General features: G+C 68.0%; 19 protein-coding genes. 7 read left to right on the forward strand and 12 right to left on the reverse strand.

Annotation, left to right across the window (positions count from 1 at the left end; genetic code table 11):
• Positions 1 to 211: 211 nt before the first annotated feature.
• The 5 genes from PLC66_RS20095 to PLC66_RS20115 form a co-directional block, all read right to left on the reverse strand.
• Positions 212 to 1,864, reverse strand: coding sequence for a putative bifunctional diguanylate cyclase/phosphodiesterase (locus tag PLC66_RS20095; RefSeq protein ID WP_324543821.1), 1,653 nt, complete (start codon positions 1,862 to 1,864; stop codon positions 212 to 214).
• 44 nt (positions 1,865 to 1,908) lie between these two features.
• Positions 1,909 to 2,334: a c-type cytochrome gene (locus PLC66_RS20100; RefSeq protein ID WP_324543823.1), complete on the reverse strand. Its 426-nt coding sequence runs from the start codon at positions 2,332 to 2,334 to the stop codon at positions 1,909 to 1,911.
• An 18-nt stretch (positions 2,335 to 2,352) separates the two neighbouring features.
• Positions 2,353 to 2,937, reverse strand: coding sequence for a ferritin-like domain-containing protein (locus PLC66_RS20105; RefSeq protein WP_324543825.1), 585 nt, complete (start codon positions 2,935 to 2,937; stop codon positions 2,353 to 2,355).
• Positions 2,938 to 2,971: 34 nt separating this feature from the next.
• Positions 2,972 to 3,661 (reverse strand): RNA polymerase sigma factor, encoded by a 690-nt coding sequence (locus tag PLC66_RS20110; RefSeq protein WP_324543827.1) that lies wholly within the window; start codon positions 3,659 to 3,661, stop codon positions 2,972 to 2,974.
• Between the two features lie 198 nt (positions 3,662 to 3,859).
• On the reverse strand, positions 3,860 to 4,483 hold the full coding sequence (locus PLC66_RS20115) for a glutathione S-transferase family protein (RefSeq protein WP_324543829.1): 624 nt from the start codon (positions 4,481 to 4,483) through the stop codon (positions 3,860 to 3,862).
• Between the two features lie 207 nt (positions 4,484 to 4,690).
• Here PLC66_RS20115 and PLC66_RS20120 point away from each other — a divergent pair, with 207 nt between their 5' ends.
• The 4 genes from PLC66_RS20120 (at position 4,691) to PLC66_RS20135 (ending at position 7,560) form a co-directional block, all read left to right on the forward strand.
• Complete coding sequence (locus PLC66_RS20120; protein WP_324543831.1) at positions 4,691 to 5,899, forward strand: YbfB/YjiJ family MFS transporter; 1,209 nt, start codon at positions 4,691 to 4,693, stop codon at positions 5,897 to 5,899.
• A 223-nt stretch (positions 5,900 to 6,122) separates the two neighbouring features.
• The gene (gene sdhC / locus PLC66_RS20125; protein WP_324543833.1) at positions 6,123 to 6,509 is read left to right on the forward strand and encodes a succinate dehydrogenase, cytochrome b556 subunit; all 387 of its coding nucleotides are present in this window, start codon (positions 6,123 to 6,125) and stop codon (positions 6,507 to 6,509) included.
• Positions 6,506 to 6,847, forward strand: a complete 342-nt coding sequence (gene sdhD, locus PLC66_RS20130) for a succinate dehydrogenase, hydrophobic membrane anchor protein (RefSeq protein ID WP_324543835.1) — start codon at positions 6,506 to 6,508, stop codon at positions 6,845 to 6,847. The genes sdhC and sdhD overlap by 4 nt, the downstream gene beginning before the upstream one ends.
• A 17-nt stretch (positions 6,848 to 6,864) precedes the next feature.
• Positions 6,865 to 7,560 (forward strand): succinate dehydrogenase iron-sulfur subunit, encoded by a 696-nt coding sequence (locus tag PLC66_RS20135; protein WP_324543837.1) that lies wholly within the window; start codon positions 6,865 to 6,867, stop codon positions 7,558 to 7,560.
• 25 nt (positions 7,561 to 7,585) lie between these two features.
• On the opposite strand, the gene PLC66_RS20140 is transcribed toward PLC66_RS20135, so the two are convergent.
• Both PLC66_RS20140 and PLC66_RS20145 read right to left on the reverse strand, forming a co-directional pair.
• Positions 7,586 to 8,326 (reverse strand): hypothetical protein, encoded by a 741-nt coding sequence (locus PLC66_RS20140; protein WP_324543839.1) that lies wholly within the window; start codon positions 8,324 to 8,326, stop codon positions 7,586 to 7,588.
• A 130-nt stretch (positions 8,327 to 8,456) separates the two neighbouring features.
• Positions 8,457 to 8,951 carry an RrF2 family transcriptional regulator gene (locus PLC66_RS20145; protein ID WP_324543841.1) on the reverse strand — a complete coding sequence of 165 codons (495 nt, stop codon included), beginning with the start codon at positions 8,949 to 8,951 and terminating at the stop codon, positions 8,457 to 8,459.
• A gap of 121 nt (positions 8,952 to 9,072) precedes the next feature.
• On the opposite strand from PLC66_RS20145, the gene PLC66_RS20150 reads away from it, so the two are divergent.
• The 3 genes from PLC66_RS20150 (at position 9,073) to PLC66_RS20160 (ending at position 11,559) form a co-directional block, all read left to right on the forward strand.
• Positions 9,073 to 9,429, forward strand: coding sequence for a hemerythrin domain-containing protein (locus PLC66_RS20150; protein ID WP_324543843.1), 357 nt, complete (start codon positions 9,073 to 9,075; stop codon positions 9,427 to 9,429).
• Positions 9,426 to 9,749: a ferredoxin FdxA gene (gene fdxA / locus PLC66_RS20155; RefSeq protein WP_320367734.1), complete on the forward strand. Its 324-nt coding sequence runs from the start codon at positions 9,426 to 9,428 to the stop codon at positions 9,747 to 9,749. The genes PLC66_RS20150 and fdxA overlap by 4 nt, the downstream gene beginning before the upstream one ends.
• 121 nt (positions 9,750 to 9,870) lie before the next feature.
• The gene (locus PLC66_RS20160) at positions 9,871 to 11,559 is read left to right on the forward strand and encodes a magnesium transporter CorA family protein (protein WP_324543848.1); all 1,689 of its coding nucleotides are present in this window, start codon (positions 9,871 to 9,873) and stop codon (positions 11,557 to 11,559) included.
• Between the two features lie 68 nt (positions 11,560 to 11,627).
• On the opposite strand, the gene PLC66_RS20165 is transcribed toward PLC66_RS20160, so the two are convergent.
• The 5 genes from PLC66_RS20165 to earP all read right to left on the reverse strand — a co-directional run bounded on the left by PLC66_RS20165 (position 11,628) and on the right by earP (position 16,861).
• The gene (locus tag PLC66_RS20165) at positions 11,628 to 13,022 is read right to left on the reverse strand and encodes an MATE family efflux transporter (protein WP_324543850.1); all 1,395 of its coding nucleotides are present in this window, start codon (positions 13,020 to 13,022) and stop codon (positions 11,628 to 11,630) included.
• Positions 13,023 to 13,196: 174 nt separating this feature from the next.
• On the reverse strand, positions 13,197 to 14,351 hold the full coding sequence (locus PLC66_RS20170; protein ID WP_324543852.1) for a glutaredoxin family protein: 1,155 nt from the start codon (positions 14,349 to 14,351) through the stop codon (positions 13,197 to 13,199).
• 29 nt (positions 14,352 to 14,380) lie between these two features.
• Entirely contained in the window at positions 14,381 to 14,896 is a 516-nt protein-coding gene (locus PLC66_RS20175) for a hypothetical protein (RefSeq protein ID WP_324543854.1), read from the reverse strand.
• Positions 14,897 to 15,047: 151 nt separating this feature from the next.
• Positions 15,048 to 15,605 (reverse strand): elongation factor P, encoded by a 558-nt coding sequence (gene efp / locus PLC66_RS20180; RefSeq protein ID WP_324543856.1) that lies wholly within the window; start codon positions 15,603 to 15,605, stop codon positions 15,048 to 15,050.
• A gap of 65 nt (positions 15,606 to 15,670) precedes the next feature.
• Positions 15,671 to 16,861: an elongation factor P maturation arginine rhamnosyltransferase EarP gene (gene earP, locus PLC66_RS20185; RefSeq protein WP_324543858.1), complete on the reverse strand. Its 1,191-nt coding sequence runs from the start codon at positions 16,859 to 16,861 to the stop codon at positions 15,671 to 15,673.
• Between the last annotated feature and the right edge of the window lie 248 nt (positions 16,862 to 17,109).

Below are 17,109 nucleotides of genomic sequence, written 5' to 3' on the forward strand. Positions count from 1 at the left end.
ACGACTTTCTTGGAAAATCTCAAAAAGGCCATGTCATTCGAGTGCGATGGCCCTGATGACCGCTGTGGGTCGGCAGTGTGAATTGGAGATTTCGGCAGCCGGTCATTGATATTGCATGTATCCGAGCAGAATCAAGCGAAATCATTGGCCGATCACCTGCTGTCGTCGATTCACCCGTACAAGCATTCCCCCAAGTGATCCTGCGGCCTGTTCAGATCGCACCGGGTGCTTCGACCTGATGCCGTACCCGTCGATGGAATTCCGACGGTGGCAGCGGGCGTCCGAACAGGAAGCCTTGCCCGACATCCACGCCCAGCGTCGTCAGCAGTGAAGCCTGAGCCTCGGTCTCGACGCCCTCGGCGATCGTTTCCAGACCCAGCCCGCGGGCGAGCGCCACGACGGCCTGGGCGATGCTGACGGCGGATGGACTCTGCGGCAGGTCGCGCACGAAGGCGATGTCGATCTTCAGGGCATCGACGGCGAACTGGCGCAGGTAGGCGAGTGCGGTGTAGCCGGTGCCGAAGTCGTCGAGCGAGACGCCGATACCGAGCCGACGCAGCGCCTGCAGCCTTCCGCTGACCAAGGGCACGTCCTGCACGGCGGCCGATTCGGTCAGTTCGATCACCAGCCGGTCGGGCGGCGCGGCGGCAAGGGCCAGGGCGTTCTGCAGGCGGGCGACGAAGTCCGGGTGGTAGAAGTCCAAGGCCGAGAAATTGACGGCGACGCTGACCGCCGGGTCGGGGCAGGCGGCGATCTCGGCCAGGCTGCGCTGCAGCACCCAGTCGGTGATCTCGCCCACCAGGCCGAGCCGTTCGGCCAGCGGGACGAATTCGGCGGGTGGGACCGAACCGAGCTGCGGGTCGTCCCAGCGCACCAAGGCCTCGGCACCCACGATCCGTCGATCGACCAGCCGGCACTTGGGCTGCAGCAGCAGCTGCAGCCGGTTGTTGCGCACCGCGTCGCGCAGGCGGGATTCGATGCCGAGTTCGCGCACGGTCGATTGCTGCAGGCCAGCGGTGAACGCATTGATGCCGCCCCGGCCGGCGACGCCGGAGCGATAGCAGGCCCACTGCGCCGTGCGCAGGAGTTCGTCGAGCTCGCCCCCACAGCAGGAGAGACCGAAGGTGACGGTCAATAGAAGGGAGGTGGTGTCCCACGCATAGGGCTGCCGGAGTGCGGCGGCGAGGGTTTCGATGCGCGACATGGCATCGGCGCCCAGGCACAGCGCGAAGCTGTCCTCGCGCAATCGAGCCGCCGCTTCGTGCGGGCCGAGTGTCGCCTGCAGGCGGGCGGCGATCTCCCGCAAGGTGGCCATGCTCCAGCGTTCGCCATAGGCCACGGCGAAGCGCCGGAATTCCTCGATACGGAACACGGCCACGCGCCGCTCGCCGTCGGCCGGCCCGGCGCAGTGTTCGGCAAAGCCCCGATGGTTGAGCAGGCCGCTCTCGGCGTCGTGCAGCGCGAGGTAGCGCATGCGGTCCTCGGTGCGCTGGCGTTCGCTCATGTCGCGGACGAAGCCGGTGAAGAAGCGCCGCCCCTGGCGCTCGAAGGTGGAGATGCCGACCTCGACCGGGAAGCGCGAGCCGTCCTTGCGCACGCCCTCGAGCCGCGGGCCGCGGCCGAGCACATGCTTGACGCCACGGTCCGGGCGGAAGGCGCGCAGAAAGCCGTCGTGCTGCTCCTTGAGCGGCGACGGCACGATGATCGAGATGTTGGCGCCGAGGAACTCCTCGCGCTGCCAGCCAAAGAGTCGGGTGGCGGCCGCATTCGTATCGACGATCCGGCCGCGCTCATCGATGGTGAACACGGCATCGAGACTGGTGCCGAGGATGGCGGCGATGGCTTCGGGGTCGTAATCGAACATGTCTCTCTCCCGGATGTGCGCCGCCCCCTCGCCGCGCCCACGCATCAAGGACGCTGCGCTGCGTCCGCCGACAGCTTGCGACAAGGGGCCGTGTCGTTCACCTCGCGCAGGAACACGATCAGATCCTGCCGCTCGGCGTCGTCCTTCACGCCGTCGTAGCCCATGCTGGTGCCGGGGACGGCCGTCAAGGGCGAGCGCAGGAAGCGGTCGAGCGTCCTTTCGTCCCAGACGAAGCCTGCACTGCGCATCGCGGGCGAATAGGGGAAGCCGGGAACGCTCCCTGCGCGCCGCCCGATCAGGCCACAGTGGCGCGGTCCGGTGCGGTCCCACTCGAGCGCGTGGCAGGCCGCGCAGCGCTCATACACCCGGGCGCCACGGGCATAGGCGTCGTCCGCGGGGGTATCCGCCGCTGCGCTCCCGGCGAGCGCGGTGCAGAGCAGCAGCCAGCCAACGGAGCCTGTCGCGCGCATGATCGTGGATCTCCCGATTCAGGATACGAAGGCGTCGGGCACCGGCACATCGCCGACGGCATTGCGCAGGATCGCCCAGTGCATGGCTTCGTCGCCGAGGATGCTGCCGGCCGCCTTGGCGAGGTCCCGGTTGCCGAACAGCGGGATGGCGCCCAGATAGGCGCTGACCGCACCCTTTTCGAGCGCTGCCGCGAAGCGCAGCACATCGGTCTGATTCTTCAGCGTATCGACCGGGAAACTGTATTTGTCCCGGACAGCGACCGCGCGTCCGCCGAGCTTGCCGATGGTGGCGGCGAGCAGCTCGGCGTGCTGCTTGTGATGGCCCTGGAAGGTGACCGCCAGGTCGAGCACCGTTTTTTCCAGGAGGCCGCTTTCGGCGCCGACCTGGTAGGCGGCAATGGCTTCCAGTTCGGCCCCCAGCGCGGTGTTGAGGATGCGCAGGTCGCTTTCGACCGCGTGGTCGGCTTTGTCGGCTTTGGCGGCCAGTGCCTCGCGGCCGGAGAGCAGGGCAACGGCCGTGCCGGAAAGCAGGAGGCCGGCCTGGCCCAGGAAGGTGCGACGGGGCTCGACCGCCGCGATGGCCTGCTTGATCAGCGTGTTCATGTCTTTCTCCTTGGGTGGCGCAGCACCGGGCTGCTCAAACGGATCTCCGCCGCAGGCGTGCCAGCACACCCGCGACGATCCGGTCGCATCGGTCGCCGGCAAAGGCGTACACCTCGCCGAAGACGGGGTCCATGTCCCGGGCCAGCGCCTGGCTCAGGAGATGTCGAGCGCGGAAGAAGCGGGTGCGTACCGTGGCCTCGGGAATGCCGAGCACGTCGGCCGTCTCTTCGCTGCTGAGCTCCTCGACGCCGCGCAGCACGAAGACCTCGCGGTACAGATCCGGCAGCGCGTCGATGTGGGATTCGAGCAGGCGCCGCAGTTCGCTGTTGGCGGCGGCGGATTCCGGGTTCGGAAAGCGGCTTTCGCCCATGTCGTCCTCCTCCTCGCCTGCGGGAGCATCGACGGCGGCAAAGATCGCCCGCTCGCGGCCCAGACGTTGCCGGCGGCGAATCGCGCGATTGGCCACGATGCGGATCAACCAGGTGGATAGCCGCGCCTCGCCGCGATAGTGGTGCATGCCGCGGTAGGCGAGCAGGTAGGCGTCCTGCACCACCTCCTCGGCCTCCTCATCGTCACGCAGGATGCTGCGCGCGGTGCGGAACAGCATCTGGTTGTGGCGCCGCATCAGCGTCGTGAACGCGTCCTGGTCGCCCGCCGCAACCGCCTGCGCCAGGTCGATGTCGGCGCGGGGAGCCGTGGTGGCGGGGTATCTGTCCGGGATCATGGCTTGCTCCGTTCTGGCCGTGTTTAACCCATTGGATGCAGGCGATGCGAACCGCGTTTCAGCCGAGGCGAATTAAGGGGGGAGGCAATAGGATGGAGACAAGTCCCATGACCGAACCGGCCACCGGACCCGTCGAGCAGCGCTTGCGCCTTGCCGTGCCGCGGCCGGTGCAACGGCTCGCGGCGACGGTGATTCGGCTCACGACCCGCCGCGCGCCTCGTAATACTGGGCGATGGCAGGAATCCCGGCGATGCGGTCGACAAAAGCCGCAAGCTTCGGCGCCACGGTCTCGACCAGGTCGGCAGGAATGTGGTCCAGCTTGCCGGAGCCCAGCCAGCGCAGAATGACGAAGGCCTTGAGATCGGCGATGGTCAGGCGATGGTCTGCAAAGAATTCGCCGCCGTGGGCTTCGAGCTGGTGCTGCAGCCATCGCAGATAGCGCGGCAAGACTTCCGCCGCCAGGGCCTCGCGGGCGTCCTTGAGCGCATCGCCGGTCATGCCGAAGGTCGCCACGATCCTTATGTTGATGTCTTCCAGCGCGCCCATCACTTCGTCGCAGAGCAAGGCCTGAAGGTGGTCTTCGGGGTAAAGCCCGGCCAGCTTTCCGGCATAGCGCGTAATTGCATCGCTCTGGGTGACCTGCACGTCATTGACGTGAAGCGTCGGCACCTGGCCCAGCGGTGTGGTCTTGCGGACCTCGGCAAACTCACCGGGTGCAAAACGATTGTCCTCGAACGCGATTCCGCCGATGTGCAGGGCCAGCCGTGCGGGCTCTGCGCGTCCGCCGGAAAAGTCGAAATAGGTGATCTTGAGTTTGTCCATGGGTCCGTTTCCTGCGAGCGCGCTGCGTTGTGGGTTGGGGAGCCTTGCGATTAGGCCAGCGCAAGGCGGGTACTACAGGACATACGTATAGGCCACGCGGTGGGGGCGTGCAAGGGCATGCGGGCTGTCGCACGCGAGGGGGCACTCGCAACCAGGCGTCGTCGGCGCCACGTTCCGTCCGTGACCCGATCGGAGTCTAATCTCGCCATGGAACCCCACTCTTCATTCTCCCTGTCGCCCCGATCGGTCGTCTTCATCGGCCTCGTCGCGCTTGCCATCGCAATGGGCATCGGTCGCTTCGCATTCACGCCGATGATGCCGCTGATGGTGCGCGACGGCAGCCTGGACGCGGTGACCGGGACGGAATGGGCGACCGCAAACTACGTCGGTTACCTGCTCGGCGCGATCAGCGCGTCGTGGTTTGCGCGCAGCCCGCGGCGGGGCTTGCAGGTCGGGCTTTTGGGCGTCGCCGCGACCACGCTGGCGATGGCCTGGGGCAACGCCGCGCTGCCGTGGGTGGGCATGGCGCTCCGCGGCAGCGCAGGCGTCTTCAGCGCGTGGGTGCTGGTGTGCGCCAGCAGTTGGTGCCTGCCGGAGCTGGCGCGCCGGCAGGCGACCTCCCTGGGGGGATGGATCTATACGGGGGTGGGGCTGGGGATCGCGGCAACCGGCGTGCTGACCTGGCTGGGCGGCGCGCAGGCGGCGACCGTGCTGTGGGTGGAACTCGGGCTGCTCGCCACCGTCGGCGCCGTGCAGGTCATGCGGCGTCTGCCCGCGCAGCCCGCCGCCGCCGCGGCTTCCGGCGTGGCGGGCGCGCCGCGGCCCGCAGCGCCCGCGGTCTCAGGTGGAAACCTGGGGGTGGTGCTGTGCTACGGCGCGTTCGGCTTCGGCTACATCATTCCCGCGACCTTCCTGCCCACGATGGCCCGCCAGCTGGTGTCCGACCCGCTCGTGTTCGGGCTCACCTGGCCCATTTTCGGCACGGCGGCGGCGCTGTCGGTGGCCTTTGCCGCGCACAGGCTGCACGGCTGGTCGCGCCGCAAGGTGTGGGCGATCGCACAGGGGGTGATGGCGGTGGGCACCGTGCTCCCGCTGCTGCAGCCGGCCTTGTGGGTGCTGGCGGCCTCGGCCGTGCTGGTCGGCGGGACCTTCATGGTCACCACCATGGCGGGCCTTCAACTGGCGCGCGAGCGCATGCCCGCCAACCCGACGCCGCTGCTGGCACGCATGACCACCGGCTTCGCCGCGGGACAGATCGCCGGTCCGCTGCTCGTGCGCCTCATCGGCGACACGCGCATTGCGGGCTGGGACGCCCTGAGCGTCGCCAGTGCGGCAGCCGGCCTGCTGCTGGCGATCACGTCCATGTGGCTCTGGCGCGAAGGCAGCGGATCGGCGTCGAACGCGCGGTCATCGTAGGACGCGCAGGACCGCGCCTCGAGGCGCTGCGCGTGCTTGTCGCTCCCACAGAGGGATCGCGCCATGCGCGGTGGGAGCGGGCAAGCCCGCTTCCACAAGGCAGCCCATCCGTTCGTGCGATCGCCCTGCCCCGACGCCGGCACCACATCGGCCTGTGGTCTATGGTTGGGGTAAGACGCGCTCCGCCGCCACCGGCGGAGGCTCGAACTGCCCGGGAGCCGAAATGGACAGGCCTACGCCCCGCTTGCCGGTATTCCTGAATCTGGCGCAGATCCGCTTTCCGATCGGCGCGATCGCGTCGATCGCGCACCGCGTGGCGGGGGTGCTGCTGTTCATCGCCCTGCCCGTCGTTGCCCTGATGCTCGACGCCTCGCTGCGCACCGAGGCGGGCTTCGTGGCGGTGCGCGATCTGCTCTCGTCGCCCTTCTGGATCGCGACGGCAGCCGTGCTGTTGTGGGCGCTCGTGCATCACGTGCTGGCCGGGGTCCGCCACCTGCTGATGGACGTCGGCGTGGGCAGCGAGCTTGTGCGGGCACGCGCCAGCGCGCGTCTGGTCCTGGTCGCCGCGCCCGCGCTCACCCTGCTGTTTCTCGTCTGGGGGCTGACATGAGGCTGTACGACGGCCAGCGGGCATGGGTGGTGCAGCGCATCAGCGCCTTGCTGCTGCTCGTGCTGATCGTGTTCGGCGTGCTCGCGCTGCCCTTTGCGTCGCCGCTCGATTTCGCCGGGTGGCGCGCCTTCGCCGGCGGCGTGCTGGGCGGGCCGCTGATCGCGCTGCTGTTCGGCGCCTTGTGCGCGCATGCCTGGGTCGGGATGCGCGACATCGTGCTCGACTACATCCAGCCGCGCGGACTGCGGCTGGCGGTGCTGAGCCTGATCGCGGTCGTGCTGCTCGGCGTGCTGGTGCGCGTGCTGCTGAGCCTGGCCACGGTGGCACTCACCGCCTGAGCGGCGAAGGGACGGACATGAAACTGAACATCTATCGCTACGACCCGGAGCACGACGATCCGCCGCGAATGCAGGCCTACGACGTGCAGCCGGAGGCGGGTGACAAGAAGCTGCTCGACCTGCTGGTGCGGCTCCGTGTGCAGGACGACAGTCTGTCGTTCCGGCGCTCGTGCCGCGAGGGCGTGTGCGGCTCGGACGCGATGAACATCAACGGCCGCAACGGCCTCGCCTGCCTGACCGCGCTCGACGGGCTGAAAGAGCCGATCGTGCTGCGGCCGCTACCCGGCTTTCCGGTGATCCGCGACCTGATCGTGGACATGACGCAGTTCTTCGCCCACTACCACTCGATCCAGCCCTGGCTGATGAACGACGAGCCCCTGCCCGAACGCGAACGGCTGCAGACGCCGACCGAGCGCGAGCGCCTGAACGGGCTGTACGAATGCATCCTGTGCGCCTGCTGCAGTGCGTTCTGCCCGTCCTACTGGTGGAATCCGGACAAGTTCATCGGACCTGCGGGGCTGTTGCAGGCCTACCGCTTCATCGCCGACAGCCGCGACACCGCCACCGCCGAGCGCCTGGACTTCCTCGACGACGTCTATCGCCTCTACCGCTGCCGCACGATCATGAACTGCACCGAGGTCTGCCCGAAAGGCCTGAGCCCCTCGCACGCGATCGAGCGTATCCGCCTGGCGTTGCTGCGGCGTTCGTCCTGAACCACCGCGCGCGGCGGCGGTCCCTTCACTGCGCGCGCGAACGAAAGTGGGCGCTGCAGCCTTCGAGTTCGAGCAGGTGGGGCAGCAGCTCGGAGTGCTGATGCACGTGAAAGACGAAGCGCGGCACATCCCGCCCGGTCGCCTGGGCCATGAAGGGTTCGCCCCAGAAGCTGAGCAGGGCCTCGCAAGCCCCGCTGTGCTGGCTGTCCGCGAGGATGAAGGAGAGCGTGCGTTCCAGCTTGCACCAGCGTGGCGGACGGACACGCGCGTGACCCGCGCAGGCAGCGATCTGGGGCGCGATCGTGCTGTCCCACAGCTCGCGCTGGCTTTCATCGAGCACGAACTGGATCGACCCGACCGCCGGGTTGTCGATGGCAGGCCGCAGCAGGGCGTCGAAGAGCGCGGGTGTGCGGTACATCGACAGGCACACGTTGAACCAGATCGAGTCTCCGCTCATCGCAAGCAGGAAGCGGTGATACGCCGTCTGCAACTGGCGCGGCCCGATCAGGGCCAGCCCCGGACGCTCGAGTGCGGCCGCCAGGCTGTCGACCGTATGCCCCATGCGTTCGACCTGCTCGGCGGTCAGCTCGATGTTACGGCTGTGGCGCATGAAATTGATGAACAGCAGGCCCACCAGCGCCAGCAGGATCGGAAGCACGACGGTCTCGTCGACGATGTGCAGCAGGTGCAGGACGATGGCCACGAAGGCGGCGGCGATTCCGGCGATCGCGTCCCACTCCCAGCTCATGGCCTGTCGGATCTTCATCGCTTGCCCTCCACGGTTTTTCCAACATAGCACAGCGCCCCGAAAGGGCTCGGCGCCGGCCTTGGGTTCGGTTCAGCGCAACCGTGACGGCCTGCACCGCTCCCGAACCCGTCGTGGGCTCTTGCCTGCGCTATCGTCCTTTCGTCCTGGCGACCTGACGCAGGATCGTGACCGGCAAGGGGTGACGCCCGGCCGGTTCCAGGCCGAGCACCGCGTTCAGTCGTGCGTCGCTGCCGACGAGGTCCGCGAGCGAAACACGGTCGAGCACCGCCAGGAAGGCCTGCAGCGCACCGTCCAGCGCGCCCTTGAGCCGGCAGACCGGATCCAGCACGCAGTGCGATTGCGTTCCGAAGCACTCCACCAGTGCGAGGCTGGGTTCGACCTGGCGGACCACATCGCCGAGACCGATCTCGCTGGGGGCACGTGCCAGCTTCAAGCCCCCGCCCTTGCCGCGCGCGCCGTCGACGAAGCCCTTCGCCACCAGTTCGGTGACTATTTTCATGAGGTGGCTGCGTGAGATGTCGAAGCGCTCGGCCACTTCCTTGATGGTGACGCGCCGCTCGGGGCATGCCCCGAGGTACATGAGGACCCGAAGCGCGTAGTCGGTGTGCTGTGTGATATTCATCGCCAGGGTACGCAGAGGAGTTGCTGTCGGCCGCATGCTAACAACAATAGATTCATCTGAGTTGACTCTTTTAAAGAGGAGTCTTAAATTCCTCTTCAAGGAGTCATCACAGGGATCCGCCATGAAGCGTCACACCCGCCTCGCCCAGTTGTCCCGTGAGCATCACACCGCGCTGCGCCTCGGCAGGCATCTGCTCGCCGGCGGCGCCCAGGCAGAGCTCGGCGCCGAACTTCCCGGCATCGAAGCCCATTTCGCCGAGGAAGAGCGCGATCTGCTGCCGCTGCTCGAGACCGATCGCCACGGCGCGTTCGCCGAACGCCTGCGCGCGGAGCACGCACAGCTCAGGCTTCTTTTCGCGGCGGCGCTGAGCGGCAGGGACGAAGCGCTGGCCGGGCAGGCACTGATCGACCACGTTCGCTTCGAGGAGCGCGAGCTCTTTCCCGTGCTCGAGACCCTGTTCGAGGAGACAGGGCCATGACCCACGTCGTCACCGAGGCGTGCATCCGCTGCAAGTACACGGATTGCGTGAGCATGTGTCCCGTCGATGCCTTCCGCGAGGGCCCGAACTTCCTGGTGATCGACCCCGAGGAGTGCATCGACTGCACCTTGTGCGTGGCCGAATGCCCGGTGGATGCGATCGTGCCCGAGGATGAACTCACCGATGCGCAACGTGAATACCTCGCACTCAATGCCACGCTGGCGAAGGCGTGGCCGCGTATCGTCGAGGCGCATCCGGCGCTGCCCGATGCGGACGAGTGGGCGAAGGTGGCCGAAAAGCGGAAGTGGCTCGAAACCTGAACGCGCGGGACGGGCGCGTGAGCGGCACACGCTGGATCGACCGCTGGCACGAATGACGATCTGCTTCGCCTGTCGCTAAACTGCCTGCACGACAACCTGCGACCGCGAAGGGAGACACGCCATGGCCGAGCCCGCCACCGAGCCGATGGTGAAGCATTTCCGCCTCGCCCTGCTGTGGCCGCTGCGGCTGCTGCCGGTCGCGGGGAGCTCGGGCGCGCAGCAGCGGCCGTGGGAGATCCTGCGCGACATGGGCGAGGCCTGTCCGTGGCGCGAGCTGGAGCACGATGCCGAGCTGGCGGGCAGCGTCTTCCAGGAGCGCCACTACACCGAGTTCGTCACCTTCCTGCCCTACGTGCAGCAGTTCCTGTACGGCGAGGGCCGCCTGCGCCGCGATGATTCGGACGCCGATGCCGGCCCGCCGATGCGTGTGTTCCGGCGCCGCGACATCGCCGCGGTGCGCGTTGCCGCGCGCGAGGGCGACACGCCGGTGACGCTCGACGTGGTGCATGTGCATCTGTACTTCTTCTTCGACGTCGATGTGGTGATCCTGAACGTCGAGGTCGCCGGCAACGACATGCCGCTGTCCCGGGTGGAGGAGCTGATGTACCGCGCCGGGCGCGCCTACCCCTCGGGCTGGAACGCCGATGGCCGCGCGCTGCACAGCCTGGCGAGCGCCGAATGGATCGGCCGCGACGGCAGCGTGCTGGCGCAAACGGATGCGCACGAGCGCGCCGCGTTCATGACCCATGTCAGCCGCCATCGCGCGCCGCGCATCGCCGCGCACTGGGCGTGGCTGATGCAGCCGCTGGCGAGCGCCTACGCGGAGCAGGACGGCGTGCTGCGCTACCGCCAGATCGAATACCACCGCATGCCGCTCGCCGCCTACCTCGCGGTCGACGATCCGCGTGCGCTCACGCGCAACGATTTCGTGCGCCTCGGCCTGGTCACCGGCGCCGGCCCTGCCGAAGCCCGCGACGAACCCAAGGCGGAGGGTACGAGTCCCGGCGCGCTGCCCTACGCCGCACCGCATCTGGACGACTTCGAGCGCCGTTACTGCTACGACCGCTTCTGGTCCGCCGGCGGCGCGGCGCCGTGGACCCGCTACCTGTGCAGCGGCCACGCGCTGGTCGTGGTCGGCGACGCGCGCTCGGCCTACTTCACCGACCGCGAGCGCGGCGTGCTGGCGCAGTTTCGACACCAGCACTTCCTGCTGTTCCTGATCGCGCACTTCCAGAAGGCATCGCTGCTGATGTTCTCCGAGCGCCTGGTCGAGGCGCTCAAGCGCCTGCACGTCGCCGACCCGGCGAGCGTGCGCCGCTTCAAGCGCAGGATCCGCGCCAGCTTCGAGAGCTTCCTGCGCTTCCCCCACCGCTACTGGTTCCACGACATCGCCGAGCAGGCGCAGACGCGCGCGCTGTTCCGCATGACCACCTCGCACCTGGGCACCGACGCGCTGTATGCCGAGGTCAAGGAGCGCACCGCCGACATGAACAGCTACCTGGACGCCGACAGCCTGCGCCGCCAGGCCAACACCGTGGTGCGGCTGACCGTGGTGACGATCTTCGGCCTCATCGGCACGATCACCACCGGCTTCCTGGGGATGAACCTGCTCGCCGAGGCGGAATCGCCGATGAGCGAGCGCCTGCTCTATTTCGCGCTGGTGTTCCTGGTATCCACCGCGCTGACGATGTACACGATGGTGAAATCCAAGCGCCTGTCGGACTTCCTCGATGCGGTGTCGGACGAGCGCCTGTCCGCCTGGCAGAAGCTCGGCGCGCTGGCCGCGGTATGGCGACGCGGCTCGAATTGAGGAGGCGCGCACTGGGGTCAGCCCACGCGCCGATGCTGCCGGCCACGGGGTCGACCCGACTGCGGCCGCTACGCCGCGCCCGGCGCGTCCCGCACATGCCGCCGCGCCACCCCGCGCAGCATGGTGCCGAACAGCAGGGTCGCCGCGAGCGTGGCGATAACACAGGCTTGCCAGAAGCCGGCCACCGACGGCGCGTCGACGCGCCAGGGGGCATGGAAGCTCAGCCAGTACCCGCCGACGAGCCCGATGCCCCAGAAGCAGAAGGTGTGCACCACCATCGGCAGCAAGGTGACCTTGTAGCCACGCAGGGCGTGCGCGGCTACGGTCTGCAGGGCGTCGAAACACTGGTACAGCAGCAGCCAGACGACCAGCCCGAGCGCCACCGCCTGCACCGCCGGGTCGGCGCTCGAGAACGCCACCAGCGGGCCCTGCAGCACCCATAGCAGCGCCCCGATCAGCAGCGCGAAGCCCAGCGCCAGCTTCATGCCGAGGCGGGCGGTGCGCTGGGCGCGCCGCCAGTCCTGCGCGCCTGCCGCCTGTCCGACCAGCACCATGGTGGCGATCGACAGCGACAGCGGCAGCATGTAGATCATGCCGGTGAAGTTGGCGATGACGCGGTGGCCGGCCACCGTCTCGGTACCGAGGCGGGCGGCGAGGATGGCGATCAGCGTGAAGGAGCTGATGTCGATGAAGGTCGACAGGCCCATCGGCAGGCCGAGGCGCAGCAGCTGGCCCAGCGGCTTCCCCTGCGGCCGCTGCCAGGCGTGGAAGAGCCGGTACGGCCGGTAAGCGGGATTCAGGCACAGATAGGCCAGGCCGCAGCCGCAGGCGAGCCAATTGACCAGCGCGGTCGACAGCCCGCAACCCATCCCGCCCATGGGATCGAGCCCGAACGCGCCGTTGGTCAGCGCCCACGCCAGCGGGACGTGGGTGGACATGACAATGGCGCTGATCACCATCAGTACCCGCGGCCGGCCGACGGCATTGTTGAAGGCGTAGAAGGTGCGATAGAGCAGCAGCGCCGGCAGGCCCAGCGCGGTGGCGGCGAGGTAGTCGCTGGCCTTGGCGGCGACCGCGGCCGGCACGCTGGCCAGCTCGAGCAGCCAGCCGGGGCTGAGCATCAGGGCCACGCCGGGCACTGCGAGCAGCAGCGCGAGCCAGAAACCTTGCTGCAGCGCAGGCGCAATCGCCTCCTGGCGGCGGGCACCGACGTGGTGGGCGATGGTCGGCGCCACCGCCTGGAGCGTGCCGGTGAGCAGCATCACCACCGAGATGTAGTAGCTGCTGCCGATGGCGACGCCGGCGAGATCCTCGGTGCCGTAGCGGCCGGCGATCACGGTGTCGGCGACCATCATCGTCATCGACAGCAGCTGGGCGATCAGCACCGGCCAGGCGTGGTGCAGGAGTTGGGCGACGATGGCACGGCTGCTGGAGGCAGGAGGGGAGGCAGCGGGATCGCTCATGCTCGGGGCGGACGGAGGGCGGTCGCCGATGATCGCCGTTTGCCGGTCAGGGATAAAGAGGGCGGGAGCGATCAGATCATTGTCGTTCGACGAACAATGCACGCCGAACAGCGTCCGCCGCGATCCGCTGTGCGCGCGCGGCACGCGCCGCGTCCGCTCAAGCGTTGGGCCGCGCTACATCAACCACTGCGGCCGCAGCAGCATCACCAGCCCGAGCGCCAGCATGACCGCGCCCGACACCAGCTTGAGCCGGCGCCCGCCGCGTTCGTCGAGCTTGCCGCTGCCCAGGGCCAGCACCGCGGCACCGACCATCAGCGCATCGTCGGCGATGTAGGCGAGGATGTAGAGGCCGAGATAGCCGTAGTGCGCCAGCGGCGACAGGTCATGCTGGGTCAGCACTGCGGTATAGATGGCCGGCAGGCCGGCAGTGCACAGCAGCTCGACGAAATTGACCACCACCGCCAGCGCCGCCACCGCGGCGAGCGAGCCGGGAAGCGATTCCGCCTTCAGGATCGCGCGCGCCCGTGCGTAAAGGCCGGGCTTGGCCGCCTCCGGGATGGACAGTGACACCCCACGGCGGAAGGCGAAGAAGTCCTTGACGTTGATGAAGCCGATCAGCATCGCCAGTCCGGCCAGCCCCACGCGCAGCGCCTCGGTCATGCCGACGAAGAGGAACACGTTGAGCCAGGCCGCCATGAAGGCGTAATACACGGCGCCGCTGGCGAGCACGAAGGTGCCGGCCACCAGGACCATCCGCCGGCGCTCCTTGAGGCGCAGCAGCAAGGACAGCAGGAACAGCAACACCCACATTGCGCAGGGGTTGAAGCCGTCGAGCAGGCCGATCGCCAGCGTAAACAGCGGCAGGCCGAGCTCGCTCGCCCGCAGCGTGCCGAACAGGCCTGACTCGACCGTGTCGGGCGGCGCCCGCGGCGCGGCCTCATCGAGCAGGCGCAGCAAGTCGGCACCGATATGCTCGCCATCGTCGAAACCGACCAGCACCTGCGCGCCGAAGACGAAGGTGGGCACGCCGGGCGGCCAGGCACCGGCCTGGCGGCTGATCTCGATCAGCGCATCACGTGCGGCGGGGTCGCGGTCCACCTCGCGATAGACGATCGCCAGTGCGGGCCGCTGCACCGCCAGTTCAGCCAGAAAACGCTTGGCATCGGCGCAGTGCGGGCAGCCCTCGCGTACGAAAACCTCGAGCACGCCGACCGGGGCGGCCGTCTCGCCTGCGGGATCCGCTGCGGCAAGCGCCCGCGCCGGCACACCGACGATGGCAGCCAGCAGCAGGCCGCACAGCAGCAAGCGCACCACGATCGCGTAAGGCATGCTCCACCCGCTTTCCCGGGTGTCCGGCTTCAGCGCGTGGCCTCACCCTCGGCCGGGCTTGCCGGGCTGCGCTCCTCGACCGGCGCCGGCGGCTGCTCGACGGCCTCGCCAGCCGGCTCCGTCTTCGGGCGCACGCTTTCGATCGCGCCCTTGCCCACTTCCTTCAGGCGTTGCGCGGCATCGCGGGTGGCCTCGGCGATCCGCTGTGCGGCCTGTTCGGCGGCTTCCTTGGCGTCGCGTACGGTCTCTTCACTACCGGCCGCCGCCTCCACCCCCTGGCGCATCTTCTCTTCGGTGGTTTCGACCACCGCCTGCACCGCGGCCGCGCCCGCTTCACCCAACTTCTTCGCGGCTTCGCCGGCCTTGCCGGCCGCTTCGCGCGCCGCTTCGACCGCCTCCCGGCTGGCCTCCCTGGCGTCCTGCCGCGATTGCTCGGCGGCGGGCGGGGTCTCGGCCGCCTTCGGTGCCTCCTGTACAGGCTCGGGCGAGCAGGCCGCCAGCAGGCTCAGGGCAAGGACAGACAGAAGGGCAGGCAGGGCTTTCATGATGGTCGGCACGGGGATGGGCAGTGGAGGGGCTAGCCATGAGGTTACGGAATCCGACGGGGAAAACAATGGACGGATTCCACACTGCAACATCCGGAAAGCAAATGGGCCCTTGCGGGCCCATTCGTGCGGTGCAGAGAACGCGCGAAGCTTACTTGACGCGGTTCTTGTACTCGTCGGTGCGGGTGTCGATCTCGATCTTGTCACCGATCTCGACGAAGGCCGGCACCGGCAGCTCGAAGCCGGTGTTGATCCTGGCCGGCTTCATGACCTTGCCCGAGGTGTCGCCCTTGACGGCGGGTTCGGTGTAGACGACTTCGCGCACGACGCTGTTGGGCAGCTCGACCGAGATCGCCTTGCCGTTGTAGAACACCACCTCGCACTGCAGGCCGTCTTCGAGGTACTTGAGGGCGTCCGTCATGTTGTCGGCTTCGACTTCGTACTGCTCGTAGTCGGCGTCCATGAACACGTACATCGGGTCGGCGAAGTAGGAATAGGTGACTTCCTTGTGATCGAGCACGACCACCTCGAACTTGTCGTCGGCCTTGTAAACCGACTCCGACGGCGCGCCGGTGAGCAGGTTCTTGAACTTCATCTTGACGACCGCGGCGTTGCGGCCGGACTTGTTGTATTCGGCCTTCTGCACCACCAGCGGGTCGCTGCCGACCATGATGACGTTGCCGGAGCGGAGTTCCTGAGCGGTTTTCATGCTGTTTCCTGAATGATCCGACGCGGCTCGTGGCCGCATGTCCTTGAAAAAATTAGCGCGCGATTCTACCCCGGGGCGCCCTTGATGTGGAAACAGAATTCTGTCAAGCGGCTCACGAGATCGGGTTGGGCGGCCTGCCCTTCGCACCATCGCTGCGCATGCGCGTCGAGCGCCGGCAGCACCGCGGCCAGGCGTGACCAGGCCTCGCCCAGGCCGGGTCCGTCGCCACCGAAGCCGTTCCATGCCCGCCAGAAGCCGGCGAGGGCCTCGGCCTCGCCGGCGGGCCAGCCGGCGCAGTAGCGCGCGAGGAAGGCCTCGAGCTTGTCGCGATGCGAATCCTCGGCCTGCGGGTAGATCTGCCAGACGAAGGGGCGGCCGGCCCACTGCGCGCGAACGAAGGAGTCCTCGCCGCGCACGAAGTTGAGCGCACAACTCCACAGCAAGGCGTCATAACCGGCCTGATCGGTGAAGGGCAGCACGAAGACGCTGAGCCGGCCGCGCGTCACCGATGCACCCACCCGCAGGCCCGGCAGGCCGAGCGCCTGCGCCACATCGCCCAGCACGCGCGACTCCGGCACCAGCAGGGCGACCGGTCGCGGACCGGCCTGCCAGGCTGCGAACAGCGCGCCGAGCGCAGGATGCGCGTAGGCAAAGAGCGAGACGAACAAGGTGTCGTCGGACAGGCGGTCGAGACCCCGTGCCGCAAGCCAGGCCCGCCGACCGGCGGGTGCGGCGACGAAGGTGTCACGCCGCGCAAGCAGGTCCGGCTCGCGCAGCAATCCTCCACTGACGGCATCGAAACCCGGAAAGAAGAAATGCTTGACCAGCGGCAGGCGGGGATGCGGTGAAGCGAGCCCATGGCAGCCCGCCACCCAGTCTTCGGCCGACAGGTACTCGAGGTTGATCCACACCGGCTTCACCGCCAGGCGGGCCATCGACTGCAGGTGGGCGTCGGGCAGTTCGCAGGCGAAGGCCTCGATGACGACCTCGCCCGGTGTGAGCACCGGAAACGGCTCGACCCAGTGGCGCAGCTCCACGCCCTCGACCATCAGGCCGTGCCCGCCATCGCCGCCCGCAGCGGACGGACAGATCCGGCACAGGACGGCCCAGTCATCGACCCAGAGGCGGACCGGCGCGCCCTCGCGCCGCGCCAGATCGCACGCCAGTCGCCAGCAGACGCCGATATCCCCAAAGTTATCCACAACCTGACAGAAGATTTCCCAGGCGGGACGGGTATGGAGCTGGGCGAGGACCATGTACGTGAACAATCCTGAGGGTAATTGCGGGAAGGCTTGTGAATAAGGCTGCCCGGCGCGAATAGGCGCAAATGCATGAACAAAGCAACCACAGGCCACCAAGGGGCTTATCAACCCCTTGTTAGACCGCGGGAAACCTTGCACGCAAAGGGCGTAACCGATTTATCCACAGATTTTCGGCCACTGTTAACTTCTTTGTTATTTAAATCAATATAAAAACATCAGAACAAACCGACGTCCGCGATCTG

The sequence above is a fragment of the Thauera sp. genome, from assembly GCF_035444905.1.
GTDB lineage: Bacteria > Pseudomonadota > Gammaproteobacteria > Burkholderiales > Rhodocyclaceae > Thauera.

Bases quoted from the DNA above. Each gene is read 5' to 3' on its own strand.
- PLC66_RS20095 (WP_324543821.1), bottom strand. From the start codon at position 1,864: ATGTTCGATTACGACCCCGAAGCCATCGCCGCCATCCTCGGCACCAGT.
- PLC66_RS20100 (WP_324543823.1), bottom strand. From the start codon at position 2,334: ATGCGCGCGACAGGCTCCGTTGGCTGGCTGCTGCTCTGCACCGCGCTC.
- PLC66_RS20105 (WP_324543825.1), bottom strand. From the start codon at position 2,937: ATGAACACGCTGATCAAGCAGGCCATCGCGGCGGTCGAGCCCCGTCGC.
- PLC66_RS20110 (WP_324543827.1), bottom strand. From the start codon at position 3,661: ATGATCCCGGACAGATACCCCGCCACCACGGCTCCCCGCGCCGACATC.
- PLC66_RS20115 (WP_324543829.1), bottom strand. From the start codon at position 4,483: ATGGACAAACTCAAGATCACCTATTTCGACTTTTCCGGCGGACGCGCA.
- PLC66_RS20120 (WP_324543831.1), top strand. From the start codon at position 4,691: ATGGAACCCCACTCTTCATTCTCCCTGTCGCCCCGATCGGTCGTCTTC.
- sdhC (WP_324543833.1), top strand. From the start codon at position 6,123: ATGGACAGGCCTACGCCCCGCTTGCCGGTATTCCTGAATCTGGCGCAG.
- sdhD (WP_324543835.1), top strand. From the start codon at position 6,506: ATGAGGCTGTACGACGGCCAGCGGGCATGGGTGGTGCAGCGCATCAGC.
- PLC66_RS20135 (WP_324543837.1), top strand. From the start codon at position 6,865: ATGAAACTGAACATCTATCGCTACGACCCGGAGCACGACGATCCGCCG.
- PLC66_RS20140 (WP_324543839.1), bottom strand. From the start codon at position 8,326: ATGAAGATCCGACAGGCCATGAGCTGGGAGTGGGACGCGATCGCCGGA.
- PLC66_RS20145 (WP_324543841.1), bottom strand. From the start codon at position 8,951: ATGAATATCACACAGCACACCGACTACGCGCTTCGGGTCCTCATGTAC.
- PLC66_RS20150 (WP_324543843.1), top strand. From the start codon at position 9,073: ATGAAGCGTCACACCCGCCTCGCCCAGTTGTCCCGTGAGCATCACACC.
- fdxA (WP_320367734.1), top strand. From the start codon at position 9,426: ATGACCCACGTCGTCACCGAGGCGTGCATCCGCTGCAAGTACACGGAT.
- PLC66_RS20160 (WP_324543848.1), top strand. From the start codon at position 9,871: ATGGCCGAGCCCGCCACCGAGCCGATGGTGAAGCATTTCCGCCTCGCC.
- PLC66_RS20165 (WP_324543850.1), bottom strand. From the start codon at position 13,022: ATGAGCGATCCCGCTGCCTCCCCTCCTGCCTCCAGCAGCCGTGCCATC.
- PLC66_RS20170 (WP_324543852.1), bottom strand. From the start codon at position 14,351: ATGCCTTACGCGATCGTGGTGCGCTTGCTGCTGTGCGGCCTGCTGCTG.
- PLC66_RS20175 (WP_324543854.1), bottom strand. From the start codon at position 14,896: ATGAAAGCCCTGCCTGCCCTTCTGTCTGTCCTTGCCCTGAGCCTGCTG.
- efp (WP_324543856.1), bottom strand. From the start codon at position 15,605: ATGAAAACCGCTCAGGAACTCCGCTCCGGCAACGTCATCATGGTCGGC.
- earP (WP_324543858.1), bottom strand. From the start codon at position 16,861: ATGGTCCTCGCCCAGCTCCATACCCGTCCCGCCTGGGAAATCTTCTGT.